This window comes from Lysobacter sp. yr284, assembly GCF_900107375.1.
Lineage (GTDB): Bacteria > Pseudomonadota > Gammaproteobacteria > Xanthomonadales > Xanthomonadaceae > Lysobacter.
In genome coordinates this window covers 1-22522 of sequence record NZ_FNPT01000037.1, presented here as the reverse complement: position 1 = coordinate 22522, position 22522 = coordinate 1, and the positions used below count along the sequence as shown (strand labels likewise).

The following is a 22522-nucleotide window of genomic DNA, read 5'->3' as shown; positions in this document are numbered from 1 at the left end:
TACGACGAGACTTTCATCGTTACTGCGATGACGCGGTCGCGGCTTGCGCCGCTCCTACAGGGGGCGTGCCGCGGTGGGTTCTTCCTTATGCGTGTGCGTACGCGTGACGACAAGCATCGATCAAGAGCTTCCGTCCGCAAGCGGCCGGGTCACTTTCTTTGTCCAAAGCCACAAAGAAAGTAACCAAAGAAAAGGCATTGCTGTTTCGGATCAAGAGCCACTATGGCTCATCGTTGCGCGGGGCCGCGCCATAAGGGGCATCCTGCCCCATGGCGCGCGCGCGCATCCATGCGCGCGCCCTCCGGGGCTGCGGGACGTGTGCTTTGCGTGGGGTTGCGTCCGAGCGAACAGCAACAGCAATAGCAACGGCAACGGCAACGGCAACGGCAACGGTGAGGGTGAGGGTGAGGGTGAGGGCAAATGGATTCCGGCTTTCGCCGGAATGACGGAACGATGGGCCGCGGCGGTCGTAACGGCCGAGCCCGTGTTGGCGCGTCGCGAGCCGCGACCGCGACACTTCGGCTACGTCGAATCCCGCCTCGCCGCCACGCTCAAACCGACGCGACTTCGTCCTCCATCCGCACCACATACCGCACCGCCTCCACCCGCACCGCGCGCAGCGGCGCTTCCAGTTCGCGCGCGGCCTCGCTCCACTGCGGCGACTGGCACTGCAGGTTCAGGCAGCCGAAGCGGCGCGCCGCGTCCAGCGCCTGGCCCAGCAGCGCGGTCTCCACGCCGCGTTCGAGCCACGGCTCGCGCACGTAGGGATCGTCGAGCTGCAGGCAGTAGGCGCGCTCGAGCATGGAGAAGCTGGCGGTGGCGCTGGCGTAGCCGATCACCTCGCCGTCGGCCTCGGCCAGCCAGGCCCAGGCGCCGAACGGCGGCTCGAACAGCACCTCCATCAGCTCCAGCGCGTCCGCGCGCGGCGGGCCGTAGGGACGGCGCTCCAGCGTGCGGCGGTCGCTGTGCTCCTGGCACAGCGCGATCAGGGTCGGGGCGTCGGCGCGGGTCACCGCGCGCACGCTCAGGCCGGCGGGCGCGGCGAGGGAGGGTTCGGAACGGGTCACGGCGAGCTGGGGGTTCATCGCGGGTTTCCGGTAGACGGCGGATGTGGGGCGCGGCGACGCGGTAGCATCGGCGCGGCAGACCGCGGACGCGGCGGCCTGTGCTGCGGGCGCGGCCATCGTGCGCGCCGGCTTTTAAGAACTTTTTAATCGTGCCGGCGCACAGTGGCTGCGCACGATGCGGCCGATCGCCGCAACCCCTCTTGCCGAGCTACCCACCCAAGCGACACCGAGACACGACCGGGCGATGAACATCCTGCTGGTGGAAGACGACGCGATGCTGGCCGAGGCCGTGCGCATGGGCCTGGGCCACGACGGCTGGCGGGTGGACTGGGTGGCCGACGCGCCGCTGGCCAAGACCGCGCTGGTCGATCACGACTTCGACGCGGTGGTGCTCGACCTCGGCCTGCCCGGTGGCTCCGGCCTGGGCGTGCTCAGCGCGCTGCGCAACCGCTACGACGCCACCCCGGTGCTGATCGTGACCGCGCGCGACAAGCTCAGCGAGCGCATCGCCGGGCTCGACGCCGGCGCCGACGACTACATCGTCAAACCCTTCCAGCTCGACGAACTGTGCGCGCGCCTGCGCGCGGTGATGCGGCGCAGCCAGGGCCGGGTCTCGCCGGTGCTCAGTTGCGGCGCGGTGGTGCTGGACCCGGCGCGGCGCCTGGTCACCCGCGACGGCGAGCCGGTCACGCTCAGCGGCCACGAGTTCCGCACCTTGATGCTGCTGCTGGAACGCCAGGGCCGGGTGGTCACCCGCGAACAACTGGAGGAAGCCGTCTACGGCAGTTCCGGCACGATCGAGAGCAACACCATCGCGGTGTACGTGCACCAGTTGCGGCGCAAGCTCGGCGAACAGCTGATCGTGACCGTGCACGGCTACGGCTACCGCGTCGGCGGCGGGCCGAACTGAGCATGGCCGGCCTGCGCCTGCGCATCCGCCCGCAACTGCGCGCCCGCGCGCGGCCGGCGCCGGCGCGCCCGTCCACGCTGCCCGGCGGCCGCCGATGAGCGCGATCGACGGCCGCGACGCCGGCGCGCCCGGCACCGGCGAAAGCGAGCGCGAAGCGCGCTGGCGCGAGCGCGAACGCCAGATCAGCAGCTGGCGCGAACGCTGCCGCCAGTCGCGCGAGTTCCCGGCCGGCCGCTCGCTGCGCTGGAAACTCACCTGGGTGCTGTTCAAGGCGGTGCTGCTGGCCTGGTTCGTGTGGCTGAGCTGCCAGATCTGGCAACTCGGCCGCGAGCACACCGGCATGCTCGACAACTCCCTGCGCGAGATCGCCGAGCAGGTGCTCGGCTCGATGCCCGAGGGCCTGGACCGCCTGCCCTCGCGCGACCCCGCGCGCGCCACCGTGCCGGTCGACGCCGACCGTAAGATGAGCTTCCAGGTCTGGGCCAACGGCCGCAACGTGGTGTATTCCGCGGCCGCGCCGCTGCAGCCGCTGAACCCCGAATTCAAGGACGGTTTCGCCCGCCGCGTCATCGACGGCGAACGCTGGCAGGTCTACACCCTCACCGACAAGCCGCGCGGCCTGGTGGTGCAGGTCGGCCGGACCAAGCGCATGGCGATCGAGGAACTGCAGAACTGGATCGTCGGCAGCCTGCTGGCGGCGGCGCTGATCCTGGTGTTGTTCGCGCTGGCCACCTGGCTGGTGATCGGGCGCTCGCTGCGGCCGATCACCGCGTTGCGGCGGATCCTGCAGCAACGCCAGCCGCTCGACCTGACCCCGCTGCCGACCCATCCGCTGCCCTCGGAATTCCATCCGCTGGTGGAGGCGTTCAACGGCCAGCTCGAGCGCGTCGACGCGGCCGTGCAGCACGAGCGCCGCTTCATCTCCGACGCCGCCCACGAACTGCGCACGCCGCTGGCGGTGCTGAGCACCCACGCCGAACTGGCGCTGCGCGCGACCACCCTGGAAGCGAAGAACGCCGCCCTGCAAAAGCTCAACGCCGGCGTGCAGCGCAGCGCGCGGCTGTCGGAGCAACTGCTCGACCTGGCCCGGCTCGACGCCGGCGAGGAAAGCGTGCGGCTGGCGCCGCTGGACCTGTCCGACCTGATCGTCCTGGTGATCCGCGACTTCGAGACCCTCGCGCGCGAGCGCCGCCAGCGCATCAGCCTGCGCGCCGAGCCGACCCGCCTGCTCGGCGACGTCGACCAGCTCGGCATCCTGCTGCGCAACCTGATCGACAACGCGGTGCGCCACGCCGGCGCCGACGGCCAGGTGGCGGTGAGCTGCTCGGCCGAGGCCGGCGGCGCGGTGTTGCGCGTGGCCGACAACGGCCTGGGCGTGGCCGCGGACGATTGCGAGCGCATCTTCGACCGCTTCTACCGCGCGCCGGGCAGCCCCGACGGCGGCAGCGGCATCGGCCTGTCGCTGGTCGCGCGCATCGCCCAGACCCACGGCGCCAGGATCGAATGCGGTCAGGGCCTGGAACGCGGCGGCGACGACCCGCGCGGCCCCGGCCGCGGCTTCGAAGTCTGCGTCTGGTTCCCGCCGGTGCCGGCCTGACCGCCGCATAGCCCCTGTAGCAGCGGCGCAAGCCGCGACCGCGCCGGTCCGACGGCCCCGCGCCTGGCGCCGCAGGCCGGCGGCGTCCACATGCCCTGCGCGATGTCTGCGCGGTCGCGGCTTGCACCGCTGCTACCGAAAGCGTCGTCCGCTGCTGCCAGCAGGCTGGCAGCAGCCCGCGCGCATCCTGGCCCGGTTTCCACGCCCCGGGACTGCGATGAACCACGACGGCCGCCACGACTTCGACTTCCTCCACGGCCACTGGCAGGTGCGCAACGAACGCCTGCGCGAGCGCCTGGCCGGCAGCGACGACTGGGAAATCTTCCACGCCAGCCAGACCTGCGAGCCGGTGCTCGGCGGCCTGGGCAACGTCGACGCCTTCCTCAGCGACTGGCGCCGCGACGGCGAAGACACGTTCCAGGGCATGACCCTGCGCCTGTTCGACCTGCAGCGCCGGCGCTGGAACATCTGGTGGGCCGGCAGTCACGACGGCGTGCTGGAGGCGCCGGTCAGCGGCGGCTTCGCCGACGGCGCGGGCGTGTTCGAAGGCGAACTCGAACACCAGGGCCGGCCGGTGCGCGCGCGCTTCGTCTGGAGCGGGATCGGCGCCACCACCGCGCACTGGCACCAGCAGTTCTCGATCGACGGCGGCGCCAGCTGGGAGACCAACTGGCACATGTGGCTGCGCCGGCGCGATGCGCACGGGCGCCTGCTGCACGAGGACGCGGTGATCGAACTGCGCCGCTACACCCTCAAGCCGGGCCGCCGCGACGAGTTGATCGACCTGTTCGAGCGCGAACTGATCGAACCGCAGGAAGCGGTCGGCATGCACGTGATCGGCCAGTTCCGCGAGCTGGACGAACCCGACCGCTACACCTGGGTGCGCGGCTTTCCCGGCCATGCCGTGCGGGTCGAGGCCTTGCACGGTTTCTACGGCGGCCCGACCTGGAAACGCCATCGCGACGCCGCCAACGCGACCATGATCGACAGCGACGACGTGCGCCTGCTCAAGCCGGCGCGGCCGCAGTCGGCGTTGCCGGCGGCGCCGCGCGAGCGCGCGCCGGTCGGCGCGTCGGCGGACGCGGACGGCATCGTCTGCATCGGCGTGTGCGAACTGGACGCGCCGGCGCAGGCCGGCTTCCTCGGCCGCTTCGAACGCGACTTCGCGCCGTTGCTCGACGCCGCCGGCCTGGCGCTGCTCGGCGTCTACGTCAGCGACGACACGCGCAACGCCTTCCCGCGCCTGCCGGTACGCGAGGGCGAGCCGGCGCTGGTCTGGTTCGCGCGCTGCGCCGACGCCGACGCGCCGCACCGGCTGGCCGATGCGCCGCCGTGGCGCGCCGCGGTGACCGACGCGCGTCAGGCCGGACTCAAGCGCGCGCCGCAACTGCTGCGGCTGGCGCCGACCGCGCGCTCGGAACTGCGCGGATGAGCCGGTGCGCCGATACCGCCGCGCTTGAGCGCGACGGCGCGGCGCGGGATCATGCGGCATGCGCCGCGCCGACCGCCTGTTCCTGCTGATCCATGCCTTGCGCGGCCGCCGCCAGGCCATCACCGCGCAGCGGCTGGCGCAGACGCTGGAAGTCTCGCTGCGCACCGTCTACCGCGACGTCGCCGACCTGCAGCGCTCGGGCGTGCCGATCGAGGGCGAGGCCGGGGTCGGCTACGTCCTGCGCAAGGGCGCGGACATTCCGCCGCTGATGTTCAGTCCCGACGAGCTCGAAGCCCTGGTGGTCGGAACCCGCTTCGTGCGCGCCTTCGGCGGCGAACGCCTCGGCCGCGGCGCCACCGCGGCCTTGCTCAAGATCGAAGCGGTGCTGCCGCCGGAACTGCGCGAGCGCGCCGCGCGCACCCGCATCTTCGCCCCCGAACTGAGCAACCGGATCGAATCCAGCGGCCTGATCGACGCGCTCTACGCCGCGGTGCAGGAGCGCCGGGTGCTGCGGCTGGCGTACCGCGACAGCGGCGCGCGCGCCAGCGAGCGCGAGATCGAACCCTTGTGCCTGTCGTTCTGGGGCGGCAGCTGGACCCTGGGCGCCTGGTGCCGCCTGCGCGAGGATTTCCGCAGCTTCCGCCCGGACCGCATCGCGACCCAGGCGACGACCGGAGAAGTCTTCGCGGCGGACGAAGCGCGAGGGCTCCAGGCCTACCTGCGTTCGGTGGGCGGCGAACTGCCCGATCGTTGGACGCGATGAGCGCGGAACCCGCGTAGAAGTCGGTACGTCGATCCCCCAATAAGCCCGAATCGCCTCCGACCGTCATTGCGGCGAAAGCCGGAATCCACAAGACCCCGCCGTTGCCGTTGCCGTTGCCGTTGCCGTTGTTGCTGTTGCTGCTGCCGTTCGCTCGGACGCAACCTCATGCGAAGCACACGCCCCGCAGCCCCGGAGGGCGCGCGCATGGATGCGCGCGCGCGCCATGGGGCAGGATGCCCCTTATGGCGCGGCCCCGCGCAAGGTGCAGGACCTAGTGGCTTTTGATTCGAAAAAGATAAGGCCTTTTCTTTGGTTACTTTCTTTGTGGTTTAAGACAAAGAAAGTGACCCGGCCGCTTGCGGACGGAAGCTCTTGATCGATACTTGTCGTAACGCGTACGAACACGCAAAGGAAGAGCCCACCGCGGCACGCCCCCTGTAGGAGCGGCGCAAGCCGCGACCGCGCCATCGCAGCGATCGCGAAGGTTTCGTCGTAATTGCATCGTCGCGGTCGCGGCTCGCGCCGCTCCTACAGTCGGATACGCAACTGCACTGCCGTGATCCGCCGAAAGCCGCAACCCATCGCGCTTTCGCCAACCCCCATCACCGAATCCGCACCGCCTCCAACCGCGCCAACTTGTCCGGATTGCGCATGATGAAAATATCCCGCAACGCCCCGCCTTCCTCGTAGCCGAAACTGATCGCCGCCTCGATCCGCCCCGCCCGCTCCAGGATCACCCCGCGCGAGCCGTTGAGGTCGACGAAGGTCCAGCGATCCTCGCGGCACGCCGGGTGCAGCACCGAGGCGATGAAGCCCAGCACCGCGTCGGCGCCGTGGATCGCCTGCGCCGCCGCAGTGACCTTGCCGCCGCCGTCGGCGTGCAGGGCGATCTGTTGCGACAGCAGCGAGGCCAGCGGCGCGGTGCGGCCCTGCACGATCGCGGTCTCGAACGCGGCCAGCAGCCGGTCCTGCTGCTCGGCGGGGGTGACGTGGCGGACCTTGCCCTGCTCGATGTTGCCGCGTGCGCGCTGCACCAGCTTGCGGCAGGCGGCTTCCTCGATCTCCAGGATCGATGCCACCTCGGCATAGGGCTGCTCGAAGATCTCGTGCAGCAGGTAGGCCGCGCGCTCCTTCGGCGTCAGCCGCTCCAGCAGCAGCAAGAACGCGGTCGACAGCGACGAGGCCAGGGTCCAGTGCGCCTCCGGTCCGCCGTCGCCGCCGGCTTCGGCGAGCTCGGCCTGGATCGGTTCGGGCAGCCACGAGCCGACGTAGTCCACGCGGCTGCGGTGGGCCGCGCGCAGCAGGTCGATGCAGCGCCGGGTGCAGGCGGTGGTCAGCCACGCCGCGGGGTTGCCGATCGCCTCGCGCCCGGCTTCGCGCCACTTGAGGTAGGTGTCCTGGACCGCGTCCTCGGCGTCGGCGCGCGAGCCGAGGATGCGGTAGGCCAGGCCGGTCAGCATCGGCGCATGCTGGGCGAAGAGTCGATCGTCGTGGGTGGCGGTCATGGCGCGTCGGTGCGAAAGCGAGGGTGGAGGCGGCGCCAGGATAACGGCGCCGCCGCGAGGCCGGGCGGCCGGCTCAGTGCTTGGACACCTGCAGGCGGTTCCACAGGTTGATCATCGCCGCCAGCGAAGTGATCGCGGCCAGTTGCGGCTCGTCGTAGTGCGTGCGCAGCTGCGCGCGCAGCGCGGCGTAGTCGGTGCGCTCCTCGACCCGGGTCAGCGCCTCGGTCCAGGCCAGCGCGGCGCGCTCGGCCGGGCTGAAGTCGGCGACGTGGCGCCACACCACCAGCCGGTCCAGGCGCTCATCGCTCTCGCCGTCCTGGCGCGCCTGGCGGGTGTGCATCTTGACGCAGAACGCGCAGCCGTTGATCTGCGAGGCGCGCAGCTGGATCAGGTGGTAGACCGCGCGCGGCAGGCCGCTGGCGTCGGCGGCGGCCTGGACCGCGCCGTGGGCGGCGCCGAACTGGCTCAGGACCTGGGGGATTTCGCGTTCGAACTTGATCGCTTCGGGGGTGCTCATGGGGATCGTCCTGGTGGAAGTAAGGGGCTTACATCCGGTTCGACGATCCAACTGGGGGCGGCGTGACATGGGCGGCGGATTTTTCGCCCGGGAGCGGTCGACGTCGCAGCTGTAGCGGCGCGGTCGCGGCTTGCGCCGCTCCTACAGGGGCTTCGGCGGCTTCGTATCCGGCTGTAGGAGCGGCGCGAGCCGCGACCGCGAAACCGCGCCGGCCGGCGCGACCTGCCGCTCAGATCACCCGCAACGTGATCGCCTTCAGCACCGCCCGGGTGCGGTCGCGCGTATCGAGTTTTTCCAGGATCACCGACACGTAGTTCTTGACCGTGCCCTCGGCCAGGAACATCGCCCGCGCGATCTCCTTGTTGGAATAGCCGCCGGCCATCAGCCGCAGCACCGCGACCTCGCGTTCGGTGAACAAGGCGCGCGGCGCGTCGTCGGCGTGGTAGCGGTAGCGCGCGCGCACCGGCTCGGTGCTGACCGGTTGCAGCAGGGTGGCGCCGGCGGCGACGCTGGCGATCGCCTCGCGCAGGTCTTCCGGCGCGGCGTCCTTGAGCAGGAAGCCCTGCGCGCCGGCTTCGGTGGCGCGCAGCAGCAGTTCGCTGTCGTCGAAGGTGGTCAGCAGCAGCACCGGGGTGCGGTCGCCGCGTTCGCGCAGGGCCAGCAGCGCGTCGATGCCGTCCATGCCGGGCATGCGGATGTCGCTGAGCACCACGTCCACCGGCGTCTGCGCCAGCTGGTCGAGCAGGGCTTGGCCGTCGTCGGCCTCGAACGCGATCTGCAGGCCCAGGCGTTCGAGCAGCGCGCGCAGGCCGGCGCGGACCAGGGCCTGGTCGTCGGCCAGGGCGATGCGGATCGGCGCGGCGCTCATGCCGGCGCCGCCGGGGTGGGCGCGCGGCGTTCGGGCGAGGGGCGTTGCAAGGGGAAACGGGCGTGGATGCGCATGGCGCCTTCGGGGCTGAGGGAGAAATCGAGTTCGCCGCCGGCCGCGGACACGCGCTCGCGCATGCCCGACAGGCCGTTGCCTTCGCGCAGCGGCGCGCGCACCCGGCCGTCGTCGTCGATGCGCAGTTCCAGCGCGGCGCCGTCGCGGCGCAGGCGCACCTGCAGGCGCGCGGCGTCGGCGTGGCGGGCGGCGTTGGTCAGCGCTTCCTGGACCACCCGCAGCAGGGTTTCGGCCAGGGCGGCGTCGGTGAGGTGCAGGCGTTCGTCCAGGTCCAGGTCCAGCGCCGGCCGCGGCAGCGGCGCGGCCAGCGCGCGCAGCGCGGTGGCCAGGTCGAGCCCGCGCGCGTCGCGCAAGGCCTGGACCACGCTGCGGATGTCGCCGAGCAGTTCCCCGGCCAACTGCTGCGCCACCTGCACTTCGCGGCGCCCGGCCAGGTCCGGCTCGGCGGCGAGCGCGCGCAGGTTGAGCATCATCGCGGTGAGCTTGTGCCCGGCCACGTCGTGCAGCTCGCGCGCCATGCGCAGGCGCTCGGCGTCGCGGGCGCTGTCGGCGAGCAGGGCGCGGGTCGCGAGCAGGTCGGCGTTGACCAGGGCCAGGCGGTCGCGCGCCTGTTCGGCGCTGCGCGCGTAGTGCGCGACCAGCACGGCGAAGCCCTGGAAGCCGATGAAGCACAGGGTGATGATCAGCGCGCCGCGGTTGCCGGCGGTGGCCAGGATCAGGTACAGGGCGAGGTTGAGCGCCGCGGTCATCGCGACCACCCGCCGCAGCGGATAGCTCATCGCCAGCTGTGCGACCAGGATCACCAACAGCGCCGGCGCCGCGCCGCCGCGCGGGGCGAGGTAGCAGATCGCCAGCGCCGTCGTCGCCTGCAGCGAAAACCAGAAGCCGCGGCGCGCGCGCGCGGCCCCGACCAGTTCGTCGCCGAGGAAACCGAACAGGAACGCCGCCATCACCGTCCACACCAGCGGCCCCTGGGCGCTGCGGTCGTACGGCAGCGACAGGCCGACCCCGAGCCAGCTCAACACCGCCGGCAGGTTCAACGGTTGCAGGAAGCTGCGCAGCGGCGAGGGCATCGGCATGCGGCCATGCTGCGCGGCGTGCGTCGCGCTGGCAACGGGGCGGCGGCCGAAAGTGACTTCCGGCAGGGCGCATCGATGACCGCCGGGCGCTGCGCGCGCGGCGGCGCGCGCCGAGCATGGCGCCACCCCGGCCCGATGCGCCGGCAGGAGCGGCGAAGATGGAACTGGCGGACACGTACGCGGTGGTGAAGTGGCTGCACATCGGCCTGGGCGCGGTCGCGCTCGGCGGGTTCTGGGGCGCCGGGCTGAGCCGCAAGGGCGGCGCGCTGCACCGCCGCGCCGGCCAGGCGTTCTTGCTGGCGATGGCCGGCATCCTGGTCACCGGCTTGCCGATGGCCGGCTATGCGCTGCACCGCGGCCATCCGGTCACCGCCGCGTTCCTGGGCTACCTGCTGGTGATCACCGCGACCGGCGTGTGGGCGGGCTGGCGCGCGATCGCCGACAAGCGCGACGTGCGCGCCTACACCGGCCCGGTGTTCGTGGCGCTGGCGGCGCTGTCCTTGGCCAGCGGCGCGGCCATGCTCGCGCTCGGCCTGGCCAAGGGCCAGCCGCTGCCGATCGGCTTCTCGGCGATCGGCCTGGGCATCGGCGCGAGCATGCTGCGCAAGCGCCGCAACCGCGACGCGCTCGCGGCGCGGCCGCGCTGGTGGATGGTCGAGCACTACAACGCGATGATCGGCAACGGCGTGGCCGTGCACATAGCTTTCCTCGGCATCGGCCTGCCGCGGCTGTTGCCGATGCTCAGCGGCGCCGCCCTGCAGCAACTGGCGTGGTTCGCGCCGCTGGCGCTGGCGATCGCGGCCAAGCTGTGGGCCGACCGGCGCTGGCGCGCGCCGGCCGCGCAGCACACCGCGGCGAAAAAGGAAAGTGCACTGCGTTGAGGGCGAAGACCGCCGGCGCGTTGCAACCGCGGCCGGCGTGGGCGCATCACACCCGGTGACTTCCACATTCACGGCCACGCACATGATCCTGTCCGCCCTGCGCACCGCCACGCTGACCGCCGCGTTGTCCGCGGCCGCCGCCGCCCACGCCGCCGCGCCCGCGCCCGCCGCCGCCGGTGCCCGCGCGAACCTGGCCTGCCACGTCGGCGCCTATCGCCTCGACGACGGCCGCTCGCTCACGCTGGGCCGCATCGACGATCCCGCCGCGCTGCGCTGGCGCCTGCTCGACGGCCGCACCGGCAAGCTCGCGAACAAGGACGGCGCCCTGGTCAGCACCGGCGGCTGGGGCGAGCGCGCCGATGGGGTCAAAGTCGCGCTCGGCCGTTGCGGCGAAGGCATCGTGTTCGAAGGCCATCGCGGCGAGCCGGTCAAGCTCGATGTCGTCGACACCGCCTTCGACGGCGCCGGGGTGAAGCTGCGCGGCCGCCTGGTGCTGCCGGCCGGACAGGACAAGGTGCCGGTGGTGGTCATGGTGCATGGCTCGGAGAACTACTCCGGCGTCGATCTGTACTACCAGCAGTACCTGTTCCCGAGCGAAGGCGTGGGCGTGTTCGTCTACGACAAGCGCGGCACCGGCGGTTCCACCGGCAAGTACACGCAGAACTTCCACGAACTCTCCGACGACGCCGTCGCCGCGCTGGCCGAGGCGCAGCGCCTGGGCGGCGCGCGGGTGGGCCGGATCGGCTACCTCGGCGGCAGCCAGGGCGGCTGGATCGCGCCGCTGGCGGCGAGCAAGACGCCGCAGGCGCAGTTCGTCGAAGTCGGCTTCGGCCTGGCCGACGGCGTGCTGGCCGAGGACCGCGACCAAGTGGTGCTGGACCTGCGCGCGGCCGGCTTCGGCGATGCGGCGACGCTGCGCAAGGCGCGCGAGCTCACCGACGCCACCGGCCTGATCGCGTCGAGCAACGGCCAGCGCGGCTGGACCGAGTTGGCCGCGGTGCGCAAGAAGTACGAAGCCCAGCCGTGGTGGACGTCGGTCAAGGGCGAGTACAGCGGCCTAGTCGCGACCCACACCCGCGACCAGATCATGGCCGAGTTCAAGAAATACGATTACGAAGTGAGCTGGGACTACGACCCGATGCCGGTGCTGCGCACGCTCAAGACCCCGCAGCTGTGGGTGCTCGGCGGCGACGACATCGAGGCGCCGTCGGAAGAGACGCAAAAGCGCCTGGCCGCGCTCGGCCGCGCCGGCCGCCCGATCGCCAGCGTGGTGTTCCCGCAGGCCGACCACGGCATCCTGGAGTACGAGAAGGACGCCAAGGGCGAGCGCCAGCACACGCGCACGGCCGACGGCTATCTGCGCATGCTGCTGGACTGGATCAAGCGCGGCACGCTGGACGGCTGGCCTTACGGCACGGCGAAGCAGCTGGCCGGGCCGAAGTGATCGCCGTGGGAGGGCCTTCGGGCTCGATGCTTTTCGATCCGAACGCGTCGGATGTTCGTCGCTGCTGAAACAAAAGCGTCGGAACTGAAGTCCCTCCCACCCAAGCAGTACGCCCAAACGCGAGCGGCTTGTGTGGGAGGGCCTTCAGGCCCGACGCTCTTCGATCCGCTCGCGTCGCAATTCCCTCCAAGAAGCGGAAATTGCCGAGTTCCCGGCCCACTTGCGACGCATATTGCAGTTCGACGACCGCCGTGATGGCGAATCGTCATGACGATCTTCCGCCGCGTGTCGCGCGCTTTACGAACCGGTAACCGTCGCTTTACACCTGTGTGCGCGCAATCCACTAGAACGTTGGCTCCTCACTTCAATGCAGGAGCGGCCCCATGCGCATCACCATCGTCGGCGCGGGTTTCAGCGGCAGCGCCCTGGCCAGCGAGCTGGCCCGCAACGCCGGTCCCGGCGTGGAGCTGTGCCTGGTCGGGCAGCCGGAAAGCTACGGCCGCGGCATCGCCTACGGCGAGGCGCGGCCGGAGCATCTGCTCAACGTGCGCGCCAGCGACCTGGGCGCGACGCCCGAGGCGCCGGGCGGTTTCGCCGATTGGCTCAACCTCACCGACCGCGCGCGCGGCAGCTACCTGCCGCGGCTGTTGTTCGGCGAGTACCTGCACGCGCAGTTGCAGGCCGCGGTGGCCGGCAGCACCGCCGCCTTCAGCCAGATCCGCCACGAAGCGATCGCGGTGGAGCGCGCGTCGGCGGGCTTTCGCGTGCACCTGGCCGACGGCAGCGACTTCCTCACCGACAAGGTCGTGCTCGCGGTCGGCGCGCTGCCGCCGCAGCCGTTGGCCGGGGTCGGCCCGCGCCTGGCGGTGCATCCCAGCTACATCGGCTGGCCGTGGCAGGACGGCGCGATCGACGCGATCGCGGCCGACGCGCGCCTGCTGATCGTCGGCACCGGCCTGACCATGGCCGACGTGGTGACCACGCTGCGCAAGCGCGGCCACCGCGGTCCGATCGTGGCGCTGTCGCGCCACGGCCTGCTGCCGCGCGCGCACCACGACGCGGCGCCGGCGCCGGTGGCGTTGCCGCCGGCGGTGCTGCACGCGCTCGACAGCCACGCCCCGCGCGAACTGCTGCGCGCGCTGCGCAACCTGGCGCCGGTGATCGACGACTGGCGCAGCCTGGTCGATGCGCTGCGGCCGTACCTGCAGGGCTTTTGGGCCGGCATGCCGGCGGCGCAGCGCGGCGGTTTCCTGCGCCACCTGCGCTCGTACTGGGAAGCGCTGCGCCACCGCATCGCGCCGCAACTGGCCGAGGAGCTGCAGGCGTTGCGCGAGTCCGGCCAGCTGCAGATCCGCGCCGGCCGCCTGCTGCGCGCGCGCCGCGGCGACGACGCGGTCGAGGCGCTGATCCGCGAACGCGGCGGCCAGCAACTGCGCAGCGAGCGCTTCGACGTGCTGATCCGCGCCACCGGCCTGGACACCGACGTGGAGCGCACCACCCACCCGCTGATCGCGCACCTGCGCGAATCCGGGCTGGTGGCGGCCGATCCGCTGGGCCTGGGGCTGCGCAGCTCGGCGCGGTTCGAAGTGCTCGACCACAAGGACGCGGCGGTGCGCGGGTTGTACGCGATCGGGCCGCTGCTGCGGGCGCAGTTGTGGGAGATCACCGCGGTGCCGGAGCTGCGGGTGGCGGCGCGCGAACTGGCCGAACGGTTGTTGTCGACCGCGGCGGTGGCGCGTCACCGGCCGGCGCTGGCGACTGCGTAGGTCGGTATCGCGCTGTAGGAGCGACGCGAGTCGCGACCGCGGGCGATCACGCTCGTGACGGGGCTTTCGTCGCAGGCCGGTTGTCGCGGTCGCAGCTTGCGCAGCTCCTACAGGGCTGCGGCTGGATCGGTCGTGCGTGTGGGTAACTGTGTGGATCGGTATCGCGCTGTAGGAGCGAGGCGAGTCGCGACTGCGGACGATCACGTTCGCGGCGGCGTCTGGGTGCTTCGCGGACGCCGCCTCACCGCGGCCGGGTCGCGCCGATGTCCACGCGCGCGGCGTCGCGCACCGCGACCCGCACGGTCGTCGGCGCGGCGTCCAGCGTCCAGGGCAGCGGCAGGTTGTCGGCGAGGACCTGGATGCGGTGTTCGCCCACGCTCACGCGGGCGAAGGCGAACGCGCCGGCGCTGTCGGTGCGCGCGGCCCAGCGGCCGTCCAGCAGCACGGTGAGGTTGGCGGCCGGCCGTTCCGAGGCGGCGCGCACGCCGTCGCCGTTGTCGTCCAGGTACACCACGCCGGCGATGTCGCCGCTGGCCGCGTCCGGCGCGGCGCCGAGCACCGGACGCGGGCGGCCGGCCTGCCAGTCGTAGCGCAGGGTCAGCAGCGCCGAGCGTTCGCGCGGCAGGCGCTGGAACGGCGAATCCAGGGCCAGCGGGTCGAGCAGGAACGGCGAGCGCTGCGAGCCGCGGCTTTGGAACAGCGCCGCGCTCAGCGCCCAGCCGCGCGCGAGTTGGCCGGTCAGGCTCAGGTTGACGTCGCCGCCGCGCAGCGCGCTGGGGCCGTCGCCGCGGGTCCAGCGCGCGTTGCCGTCGAGGTTCCAGCGCTGGCCCAGGCGCAGGCCGCCGTACAGCGACACGCTGGCGCTGCGGGTCGCCTGCTGCGCGCGCTGGCCGAGTTCGGCATAGGCCAGCGACAGCGACAGGTGCTGGCCTTCCGGCAGCGGCAGGGCCTGGTCGAGGCTGGCCTGCCAGCTGCGCTCGCCGCCGCCGGCGTCGGCGCGGTCGAGCTGCAGGCGGGTCTGGCCCCAGTCGCTGCGCCAGTCGGCGAAGGCTTGCAGCGAATGCGCGTCGCCGCCGCGGTCGGCCTGGCGCAGGCTGGCGCTGGCGCCGTAGCCGAGCCGGGTGCTGGCCTGGTAGCGCGCGAACGCGGTGGCGTAGCGGCCGTCGAAGCCGTCGCCGCGGATCGCGCGGATCTCGTCCACGCTGGCGTTCCACAACCAGCGTCCGTATTGGTAGCCCAGGCGGTAGTAGCCGCCGCGCACGTCCTGGTTGATCGGCAGCGCGCCCCAGGCCAGGCCGGGGTCGAGCGAGAACACGCCGGCGTCGTGGCGGAAGCGGCCGCGGCGCGCGCTGGCGTCGATCCAGCCGCCGCTGGCGTTGCCGTCGCGGCTGTGGCTGTTGAGCAGGTTGAACTGGACCGAGTCGGCGCCCGAACTCCAGCGCGCGGCCCAGTGGCCGGCGCGGGTGGCGCCGGCGAGGTAAGCCGCGTCGCCGCGCGCGTCCGGCGCGATCCGCCCGTCGCTGCCCAGCAGCGAGGCCGATGCGGTCCAGCCCGGCGCCGGCCGCCATTGCGCGCCGAGCGCGGCGACCTCGCCGTCGGCCAGCTCGAAGCCGACCGTGCGGCTGCCGGCGAACACGCCGGCGCGGCCGAACGCGGCGTAGACGCTGCGGCCGTCGTCCTCGCGCGTCCACTGGCTGCTGGCGCCGGCCATCGCCACGGTCGGCAGGAAGAAGCGGTACTGGTTGCGCTGCAGTTCCGGCGCCGGCGTGGCGATCACGCCCAGGCCGTTGTCGCCGCGCCAGCCGCCGTCCAGGTGCACGCCGCGCTGCCACAGCGTGGCCGCGCCGCCCCAGTCGCGGCCGCCGTCGCGGTCGCTGCGCAGCGCGGTGGCGTCGAGCGAGAACGCGCCCCAGTCCGCGGTTTCCCAATAGCCGCCCAGGCTGAGGCCGCGTTCGTCGTAGGCCTCGCCGCCGCGTTCGTTGCGGGCATAGTCCAGGCTCAGCCGCAGCGAACGCGGCAGGCCGCTGTCGTCGAGGCCGTCGTCCGGGTCCGGCGGCAGCGGCGCCAGCGCCGGCGCGGCGATGATGCGGTCGCGGTACTCGCCCGCGGCCGCGCGGTCCTGCGCCGCGGCCGCCGCGGCGCAGGCGTACAGGGCGAGCGCGAGCGCCGCGGCCAGGCGGCGCGGTCGCGGCGGGCGGGTGCGCAGGCTCATCGCGCGCGGCTCAAGGCGCCAGGCGCAGGTCGAGCGGCAGCGTCTGCCGGTCCCATTCCAGTGCGCCCTTGAGCTGCAGCGGATAGGCCAGCGCCGGCGGCGCCGAATCGGCGTCGTCGGCCTGCGGCGTCAGCGCCAGGGTGCGGGTCTCGCCGGGCAGGATCGGCAGGCTGGACGGTTGCAGGCCGTAGCGGCGCCCGTTCGCGTCGATGCCGTCGATCAGGCCTTCCAGGCGGGTGTGGGCATTGCCCTCGTTGCGCACGCGCAGCACCGGCACGCGCTGGCCGTCGACCTGCGCGGTCGCGGTCTCGACCACGCGCAGCCGCGCCGCGGCGTCGCCGACGGCGAGGTAGACGATGATGCCGATGCGCCCGGACACCGGCAGCGCGAGCGCGCCGCCGACGCTTTCGGGCTCGCCTTCCAGCAGGATCGCGAAGCGGCACTCGCCGGCCGGCGCGTCGGCCGGCACCGCCACTTCGAAGCGGTAGCGGCGCTTACCGTTGGCGGCGACGTCGATCTGCGCCGCTTCCAGCCCCACCCACGGCCGGCAGCTGCCCGGCGCCAGCGCGGTGTCGAACGCCACCGCGCCGTGGGCGTCCATCGTCCAGTCGGCGGTCTTGAGCGTGTAGCGCGCCGCGCGCGCGGACACGTTGGTGATCTCCACCACGTTGCGGTAGACGCTGCCGGGCTTGGCCCGGTCTTCGAAGCGCGGCGGCGAGACCAGCGCGGAGAAGCCCTGCGCGGCGGCGACGGCCGGCAACAGCGCGAGCGGAAGGCACAGCACAGCGAGACGGCGCACGAGCGATCGCATCAGGGTTCGTCCAGGTCGATTTCGAAGGAGAAAGTCAGGGTTTGCGCGCGGTCCAGGCGCTGGCCGTCGGCCTGCACGCTCAGGCGCAGGCGCTCGCGCAGCGCGTCCTCGGCGATCGGGCCGGCGTAGACCAGGGCGCGTTCGCCGCTGGCGAGCCGGCCCGGCAGCAACCGGCCCTGGGTGGTCCAGGCCACCTGCAGCGGGCCCGAGGGCGAGGCCGGCAGGGTCATGTAGATGCGGCCGTTGCGGCCGCGCCAGGCGGCCACGTCCAGGCGCAGGGCGACCTCGAGCGCGCCGGCGACGCCGCGGCCGCGCGCGCCGGGCACGTTCGCGTCCCAGCGCATCTGCACGTTCGGGTTCATCACCTGGCTGCCGCTGTCGTCGACGCGGTGGGTCGCCGCCGAGGCCAGCGGCGCCGCAGCGCACAGCGCCATCGCCAGCGCCGCCTGCAGCAGCGGCGCGAACCGCGCCCGCGCCGACCGGCCGCTTGCGCCGCGGGCACGGGCGGCCGCGCGCCGCTGCCGCCACCGGCGCGCGCTCACGGCGCGCTCAGGGTGTAGACCACCCTGCCCGTGTAGGTGCCGGCGCCGACCACGGCGTCGTTGGCGTAGCGGAAGCTGTGGCAGCTCTCGCGCCAGGTGTTGATCGGGAAACTGGTCAGCACCTGGGTGCCGGGCTGGAAGGTGCCGGCCGGGATCGGCTGCGCGCCGGTGTCGCCGTTGCCGCTGCTGGTCCAGGAAATCTGCGAGAACGCGATGCTGCCGCCCTGCGCGTTGGTGAGCGCGGCCGGCACGGTCGCGGTCAGCGTGGCCGCGCCGCCGTTGCCGCTGCGGCGGTAGAAACCGCCGACGTAGATCTGCGCCGGCACGTTGCAGAACGCGTAGCCGTCGTAGTTGCTCACGCCCGAGGAGGCGGTGGTGGTCATGACCTGGTCGACGCCGTTGCCGAGCGCCGCCGCCGGCACCGTCACCGACACCACATCGACGCCGCCGCCGTTGCCGGGCGTGCCGTTGCCGGTGTAGGTGCCGGTGTAGATGCCGTCGCCGACGCGCAGGTAGATGCCGCGCGCGCCGGGATTGAGGGTCGCGGTGAACGCGCCCGCGGCGGGCGCGAAGGCGGCGGCGGACAGCAGCAGGGCCCAGCCGCGCAAGCGTGCGGTCATGGCGAAGTCTCCGGGGAAGGCGCCGCCGCGGACGGCGGCGCCGGTGTCCCGCGCCGGACTGGCGCGGGGCGCATCGTGTCGTGGGGCGGCCGGCGTGCGGCTTACGGCATCGACGCGGTGTAGGTGACGCGGCTGTTGTTGGCGTTGACGCCGCCGTAGGTGCCCGGCGCGACCACGGCGCCGTTGAGGTAGGCGTAGGTCCACTTGGCGTCGAGGTTGACGACCTTGCTGCCGGCGCTGGGCGCGACGGTGCTGCTGGTGACGGCGCCGTCGGCCAGGGCCGGCGCGGGCAGCGCGGTGGCGGTGGTGTTGGTCGCCACCGAGGTCTGGATCTGGTTGTAGGAAATGCTGTCGCCGGCGCCGTTGCCGAGCGCGCCGACGGTCGAGGACGACAGGGTGATGGTGCCGTTGTTGCCGACCAGCTTGGCGGTGACCGCGCCGTTGCCGAGGTCGCCCGAGGCCGCGGTGGCGGCGACGGTGGCGCCGCTGCCGAGGCTGGCGGCCGGCACGGCGAAGGCGATCTGGTTGATGGTGGCGGTGTTGCTGTAGTCCGCGCCGGCGCCGACGCGCAGGAACAGGATCTTCGGCACGGTGATCTGGAAGTCGAGGCGGGCGGTGGCGGTGATCGGCGACGCGGTACCGGTGGAGTACTGCGACTCGGCCTGGGCCAGCAGCGGCAGGCCGGCCAGCAGCGAAGCGGCCAGGAGAGCGGTCGGGAACTTGCGCATGGAAGGTGTCCGAAGGGAGTCGGCGCCGGGGAATCCGGGCGCTCCGGCCAGACAACGCACAATCCGTGCCACAACGTGATTCACGTCGCAGATTGATTTGTTATTGCAGCGTGATCGTCGAATACTAAAGTGTGAACGAGTTCATAAAAAATTCCGTCGCGCCAGGGTGGGCGGGAAGCGCCGTGGCACGTCATCCGCCTGCCGGTGATGTGACGTCTTAGGTCAAGAACTACGCCTCATCGGTGCCGGGCTGGTGCCATCGACGCTCGCGCCGCAGTGACTTCCGGCAGGTCGCATCGATGACCGCCGGGACTGCGTTGGCGCCGCGCCGCGGCCGAGCATGGACGCCATCGGATCGCGACCCGCGACCCGCCCGCCCAGCCCGCCGCGCTGCGACCCGGAGAGCCGTCATGAACCTGAGCCACCTGCTGCAAGCCACCCCGACCTGGGTGTTCGTCCTGTTCGCCGTGCTGCTGGCGCTCGGCCTGCGCCGCCTGCGCACCGGGGTGCAATCGCTGGCGCGGGTGTGGGCGGTGCCGGCGATCTTCATCGCCTGGGGCCTGTACGGCCTGGCCGTGCACCTGGGCTCGGCGCCGTCGAACCTGCTGCACTGGATCGCCGGCGCTGCGGTCGGCGGCGCGCTCGGGCTGTGGTCGCTGGACCCGGCCGCGCTCGCCTTCGACCACCAGCGCCGGCTGGTGCGCCAGCCCGGCAGCGCGCTGCCGCTGCTGCGCAACCTGGGCATTTTCGGCGCCCACTACGTCCTGCAGGTGTTCGCCGCGACCCACCCGCAACTGCGCGACAGCGCGATGGGCTGGGACCTGGTGGTGTCGGGCTTCAGCGCCGGCTATTTCGTCGGCTGGGCCGCGCGCTTCCTCGCCGGCCAGCGCCGCGCCCCGCAGACCGACCTGGCGCTGGCCTGAGTTTCGCGCCGGCGCCAGCCTCCGCGACCTGCTCTTGTGGGAGGGCCTTCAGGCCCGACGCTGTCCGGTACGCGCACGCCGACCTGAGCCCAAAGCATTCGGGCCTGGAGGCCCTGCCAACAAAGCGGCCCCCGATCAGACCTCGGTCTTGGGAAAGTACGGCCGCTCCGCCGGCAACAGCGCCGCGGCCTCGTCCAACCGATCCGCCTGGACCAGATCGTGCACGCGATGCGCCAGCGGCGTGATGTCCTCGATCCGCTGGATCCACTCCTGCACATAGCGCAGCACCGCCGGACGGCCCAGGCCGATCTGGATCGAGCGATGATCCAGCGGCTCCAGCCGCAGGTTGCGCTCGGGGTCCCACTGGATCCGCACCGGCGTGGCGTCGCGGTGCCGCTGCCACTGCTCCGGCGTCATCGCCGGGTCCGGATGCGAGGGGCAACTGTTCGCCAGCGCCCATTCGAATCCCTCGCGGGTGATGTCGATGGCGAGGATGCGGCGCTGGTTGTCGTCTTTGTAGCCCCAGCCGGCGCGATACATCATCCAGCGGAACGAAGGCTTGATCCAGGTCATGCGCGAGCGCGAGAACGGCGCGACGAAGCGGCCGGCAGCGAGCGCGGCGTCGGCGATTTCGTCGTTGAAGGCCTGATAGACGCGGATCGTGGCGTCGTCGTGGACGGCGCGGATCTGGCGATAGGGAAGGCCGCTGGCGGTCTGCGCGGCGGCGTCGTGGCCCGCACCCATGTGCGGGGTCTTGCTCGGGTTGTCGTCGTTCATCGGGCGCGAGTGTAGCGCGCGCTCGGCGATCGCGCCGGCGGCGCCGCTCGTGGCGGACGGGCGGCGCTAGCCGTCGATGCCTGCGTCGTCGGCAGGTGTCGCGGTCGCGACTCGCGTCGCTCCTACAGGGAGCAACGCGACCGCGTCGTGCGCTTGCGGATCAGACGTCGCCGTCGGCCAGCCAGCCGGCGCCGGTGCCGCGGTTGAACACCGCATCGGTCTCCAGCACGTCGCCGGCCGGGACCGAGTCGCGTTCGCGCAGGCGCTGGTAGATCGGGGTGAAGTCCGGCTCGGTCGCGCGCATCAACTGCTCGAAGCTGTCGATGACGAAATAGGTCTTCTGGAAGGTGTCGATGCGGTAGCGCGTGCGCATGACCCGCTCCAGATCGAAGCCGATGCGGTTGGGCGCGTCCGATTCCAGGCTGTAGATCGATTCGCTCTTGGACGAGACGATGCCGCTGCCGTAGATGCGCAGCCCGTCGGCCTGCTTGATCAGGCCGAACTCCACCGTGTACCAGTACAGCCGGGTCAGGTGCACCAGCGCGTCGGGATCGATGCCGTGCGCCTTCACCCCGCCCTTGCCGTAGGCCTGCATGTAGTCGGCGAACACCGGGTTCATCAGCAGCGGCACGTGGCCGAACAGGTCGTGGAACAGGTCCGGCTCGGACAGGTAGTCGATCTGCTCGGGCTTGCGGATCCACCAGGTCACCGGGAAGCGGCGGTTGGCCAGGTGGTCGAAGAAGGTCAGCTCCGGCAGCAGGCCTTCCACGCCGATCAGCTCCCAGCCGGTGTGCGCGCGCAGGGTGCGGTTGAGGTCGTCGAACTTGGGGATGCGGTCGGGCGTCATGTGCATGGCGCGCTGGGCGATGAGGAACTCGTCGCTGGCGCGGCCGACCAGCACCTTCTGCTGGCGCTCGAACAACTGCGCCCACACCGCATGGTCGTCGCTGGAATACGAGCTCCACGGCTGTTCGACCACGGCGGTGGTGTAGACCGGCACGTAGCCCTTGTCGGTGAGCTGGTGTTCGACGCGTTGCGGGGTGGTGTTCATACCGACTCGCTCCTGGGGCGGCCTGGATCGGGCCGACGTCTTCATGGCCGGCCCGGATCGGACCGATACGACGACTTTAGCCGCGCTTTGGCGCAATAGGCTTGCGTTGTTGCGCCGGAAACCCGGTTTGGCGCAACATCCTTGCGTCGATTGACCCGGAGCCGCCGAAAATGGCCACCATCGAGTTGGACCGCACCGACATCGTCCTGCTGGCCGAACTGCAGCGCGACGGCCGCCTGACCAACGCCGAGCTGGCCGAGCGCGTCCACCTGTCGGCCTCGGCCTGCCTGCGCCGGGTGCAGCGGCTGGAGCGCGAGGGGGTGATCCGCGGCTACCGCGCCGAAGTCGACGCGGCGCGGCTGGGCCTGGGCCTGCAGGCCTTCGTGCGGGTGCGCCTGGGCCGCCACGACAGCGAGGCGGTGGCGGCCTTCGCCGAGTTCGTCGGCGACTGGGACGAAGTGGTGGCGTGCTACGCGCTGACCGGCGACATGGACTACCTGCTGCAGATCGTGGTGCGCGACCTGGAGCATCTTTCGCGCTTCCTGCTCGACCGCCTGCTCAACCAGGCCGGTGGGGCCGACATCAACTCCAGCCTGGTGCTGCGCACGGTCAAGGAGTTCAAGGCGCTGCCGTTGCCGGCGAAGTGATGCGCGTTGGGGATCGCTGGGGGATCGTTTGCAGACCGGTCGCAGGTGAAGCCGGTTTGGGTTTTCGCGCGCGAGGATGGTCGATGAGAATGCGGCTTGCGTGTGGCGTTCCAGCGAAAGCTGGAGTCTATTTTTTTCCGTTGCCGTTGCCGTTGCCGTTCGCTTTGACGTAACCCTACGCGAAGCCTATGCCATGCAGACCCGGAGGGCGTGCGCATGGATGCGCGCGTGCGCCGTAGGGGCAGGATGCCCCTTACGGCGCATCCCCGCGCCCGGTGCTGGACCCAGTGGCTCGTGACTTTAGACA

General features: G+C 72.0%; 21 protein-coding genes. 9 read left to right on the top strand and 12 right to left on the bottom strand.

Translation table 11 applies throughout. The features are described from left to right. Nucleotides 1-551: 551 nt before the first annotated feature. On the bottom strand, nt 552-1085 hold the full coding sequence (locus BLV01_RS24805; protein ID WP_175486249.1) for a GNAT family N-acetyltransferase: 534 nt from the start codon (nt 1083-1085) through the stop codon (nt 552-554). Between the two features lie 226 nt (nt 1086-1311). Between BLV01_RS24805 and BLV01_RS24800 the strand changes: the two genes are divergently transcribed. The 4 genes from BLV01_RS24800 to BLV01_RS24785 all read left to right on the top strand — a co-directional run bounded on the left by BLV01_RS24800 (nt 1312) and on the right by BLV01_RS24785 (nt 5769). Then, complete coding sequence (locus tag BLV01_RS24800; protein WP_091806688.1) at nt 1312-1977, top strand: response regulator transcription factor; 666 nt, start codon at nt 1312-1314, stop codon at nt 1975-1977. 94 nt (nt 1978-2071) lie between these two features. After that, the gene (locus BLV01_RS24795) at nt 2072-3574 is read left to right on the top strand and encodes an ATP-binding protein (RefSeq protein WP_091806686.1); all 1503 of its coding nucleotides are present in this window, start codon (nt 2072-2074) and stop codon (nt 3572-3574) included. A 217-nt stretch (nt 3575-3791) separates the two neighbouring features. Next, complete coding sequence (locus BLV01_RS26665; RefSeq protein ID WP_217633590.1) at nt 3792-5006, top strand: NIPSNAP family protein; 1215 nt, start codon at nt 3792-3794, stop codon at nt 5004-5006. Between the two features lie 58 nt (nt 5007-5064). Continuing rightward, nucleotides 5065-5769, top strand: coding sequence for a helix-turn-helix transcriptional regulator (locus BLV01_RS24785; protein ID WP_091806683.1), 705 nt, complete (start codon nt 5065-5067; stop codon nt 5767-5769). Between the two features lie 602 nt (nt 5770-6371). Here the strand turns inward: BLV01_RS24785 and sigJ are convergent. From sigJ to BLV01_RS24765, 4 genes are all read right to left on the bottom strand, one after another. Continuing rightward, entirely contained in the window at nt 6372-7274 is a 903-nt protein-coding gene (gene sigJ / locus BLV01_RS24780; protein ID WP_091806679.1) for an RNA polymerase sigma factor SigJ, read from the bottom strand. A gap of 73 nt (nt 7275-7347) precedes the next feature. Next, nucleotides 7348-7791, bottom strand: a complete 444-nt coding sequence (locus BLV01_RS24775) for a carboxymuconolactone decarboxylase family protein (protein ID WP_091806676.1) — start codon at nt 7789-7791, stop codon at nt 7348-7350. Nucleotides 7792-8020: 229 nt separating this feature from the next. Continuing rightward, nucleotides 8021-8659 (bottom strand): response regulator transcription factor, encoded by a 639-nt coding sequence (locus tag BLV01_RS24770; RefSeq protein ID WP_091806671.1) that lies wholly within the window; start codon nt 8657-8659, stop codon nt 8021-8023. Next, entirely contained in the window at nt 8656-9807 is a 1152-nt protein-coding gene (locus BLV01_RS24765) for a sensor histidine kinase (RefSeq protein WP_254782777.1), read from the bottom strand. The genes BLV01_RS24770 and BLV01_RS24765 overlap by 4 nt, the downstream gene beginning before the upstream one ends. A gap of 164 nt (nt 9808-9971) precedes the next feature. On the opposite strand from BLV01_RS24765, the gene BLV01_RS24760 reads away from it, so the two are divergent. The 3 genes from BLV01_RS24760 (at nt 9972) to BLV01_RS24750 (ending at nt 13904) form a co-directional block, all read left to right on the top strand. Next, entirely contained in the window at nt 9972-10694 is a 723-nt protein-coding gene (locus BLV01_RS24760; RefSeq protein WP_091806658.1) for a hypothetical protein, read from the top strand. Between the two features lie 82 nt (nt 10695-10776). Continuing rightward, nucleotides 10777-12138, top strand: a complete 1362-nt coding sequence (locus BLV01_RS24755; RefSeq protein ID WP_091806654.1) for an alpha/beta hydrolase family protein — start codon at nt 10777-10779, stop codon at nt 12136-12138. Nucleotides 12139-12521: 383 nt separating this feature from the next. Further along, nucleotides 12522-13904, top strand: coding sequence for an FAD/NAD(P)-binding protein (locus BLV01_RS24750; protein ID WP_091806649.1), 1383 nt, complete (start codon nt 12522-12524; stop codon nt 13902-13904). A gap of 241 nt (nt 13905-14145) precedes the next feature. Here BLV01_RS24750 and BLV01_RS24745 read toward each other — a convergent pair whose 3' ends face one another. From BLV01_RS24745 to BLV01_RS24725, 5 genes are all read right to left on the bottom strand, one after another. Next, complete coding sequence (locus BLV01_RS24745) at nt 14146-16116, bottom strand: carboxypeptidase-like regulatory domain-containing protein (protein ID WP_091806645.1); 1971 nt, start codon at nt 16114-16116, stop codon at nt 14146-14148. 10 nt (nt 16117-16126) lie between these two features. After that, entirely contained in the window at nt 16127-16915 is a 789-nt protein-coding gene (locus BLV01_RS24740) for a hypothetical protein (RefSeq protein ID WP_139179194.1), read from the bottom strand. 11 nt (nt 16916-16926) lie between these two features. Beyond that, entirely contained in the window at nt 16927-17361 is a 435-nt protein-coding gene (locus tag BLV01_RS24735; protein WP_139179191.1) for a hypothetical protein, read from the bottom strand. A 104-nt stretch (nt 17362-17465) separates the two neighbouring features. Beyond that, a complete protein-coding gene (locus BLV01_RS24730; protein ID WP_091806627.1) occupies nt 17466-18089 on the bottom strand; it encodes a hypothetical protein in 624 nt (207 codons plus the stop codon). Nucleotides 18090-18190: 101 nt separating this feature from the next. Then, the gene (locus BLV01_RS24725) at nt 18191-18817 is read right to left on the bottom strand and encodes a hypothetical protein (protein ID WP_091806621.1); all 627 of its coding nucleotides are present in this window, start codon (nt 18815-18817) and stop codon (nt 18191-18193) included. 299 nt (nt 18818-19116) lie between these two features. Here BLV01_RS24725 and BLV01_RS24720 point away from each other — a divergent pair, with 299 nt between their 5' ends. Beyond that, the gene (locus tag BLV01_RS24720) at nt 19117-19740 is read left to right on the top strand and encodes a DUF6622 family protein (protein WP_343124267.1); all 624 of its coding nucleotides are present in this window, start codon (nt 19117-19119) and stop codon (nt 19738-19740) included. Between the two features lie 135 nt (nt 19741-19875). Here BLV01_RS24720 and BLV01_RS24715 read toward each other — a convergent pair whose 3' ends face one another. Beyond that, entirely contained in the window at nt 19876-20484 is a 609-nt protein-coding gene (locus tag BLV01_RS24715; protein ID WP_091806694.1) for a DUF4291 domain-containing protein, read from the bottom strand. 193 nt (nt 20485-20677) lie between these two features. Continuing rightward, entirely contained in the window at nt 20678-21568 is an 891-nt protein-coding gene (gene phhA / locus BLV01_RS24710; protein ID WP_091806612.1) for a phenylalanine 4-monooxygenase, read from the bottom strand. 170 nt (nt 21569-21738) lie between these two features. On the opposite strand from phhA, the gene BLV01_RS24705 reads away from it, so the two are divergent. Next, nucleotides 21739-22215: an Lrp/AsnC family transcriptional regulator gene (locus tag BLV01_RS24705; protein WP_057949667.1), complete on the top strand. Its 477-nt coding sequence runs from the start codon at nt 21739-21741 to the stop codon at nt 22213-22215. The last annotated feature ends 307 nt before the right edge of the window (nt 22216-22522 follow it).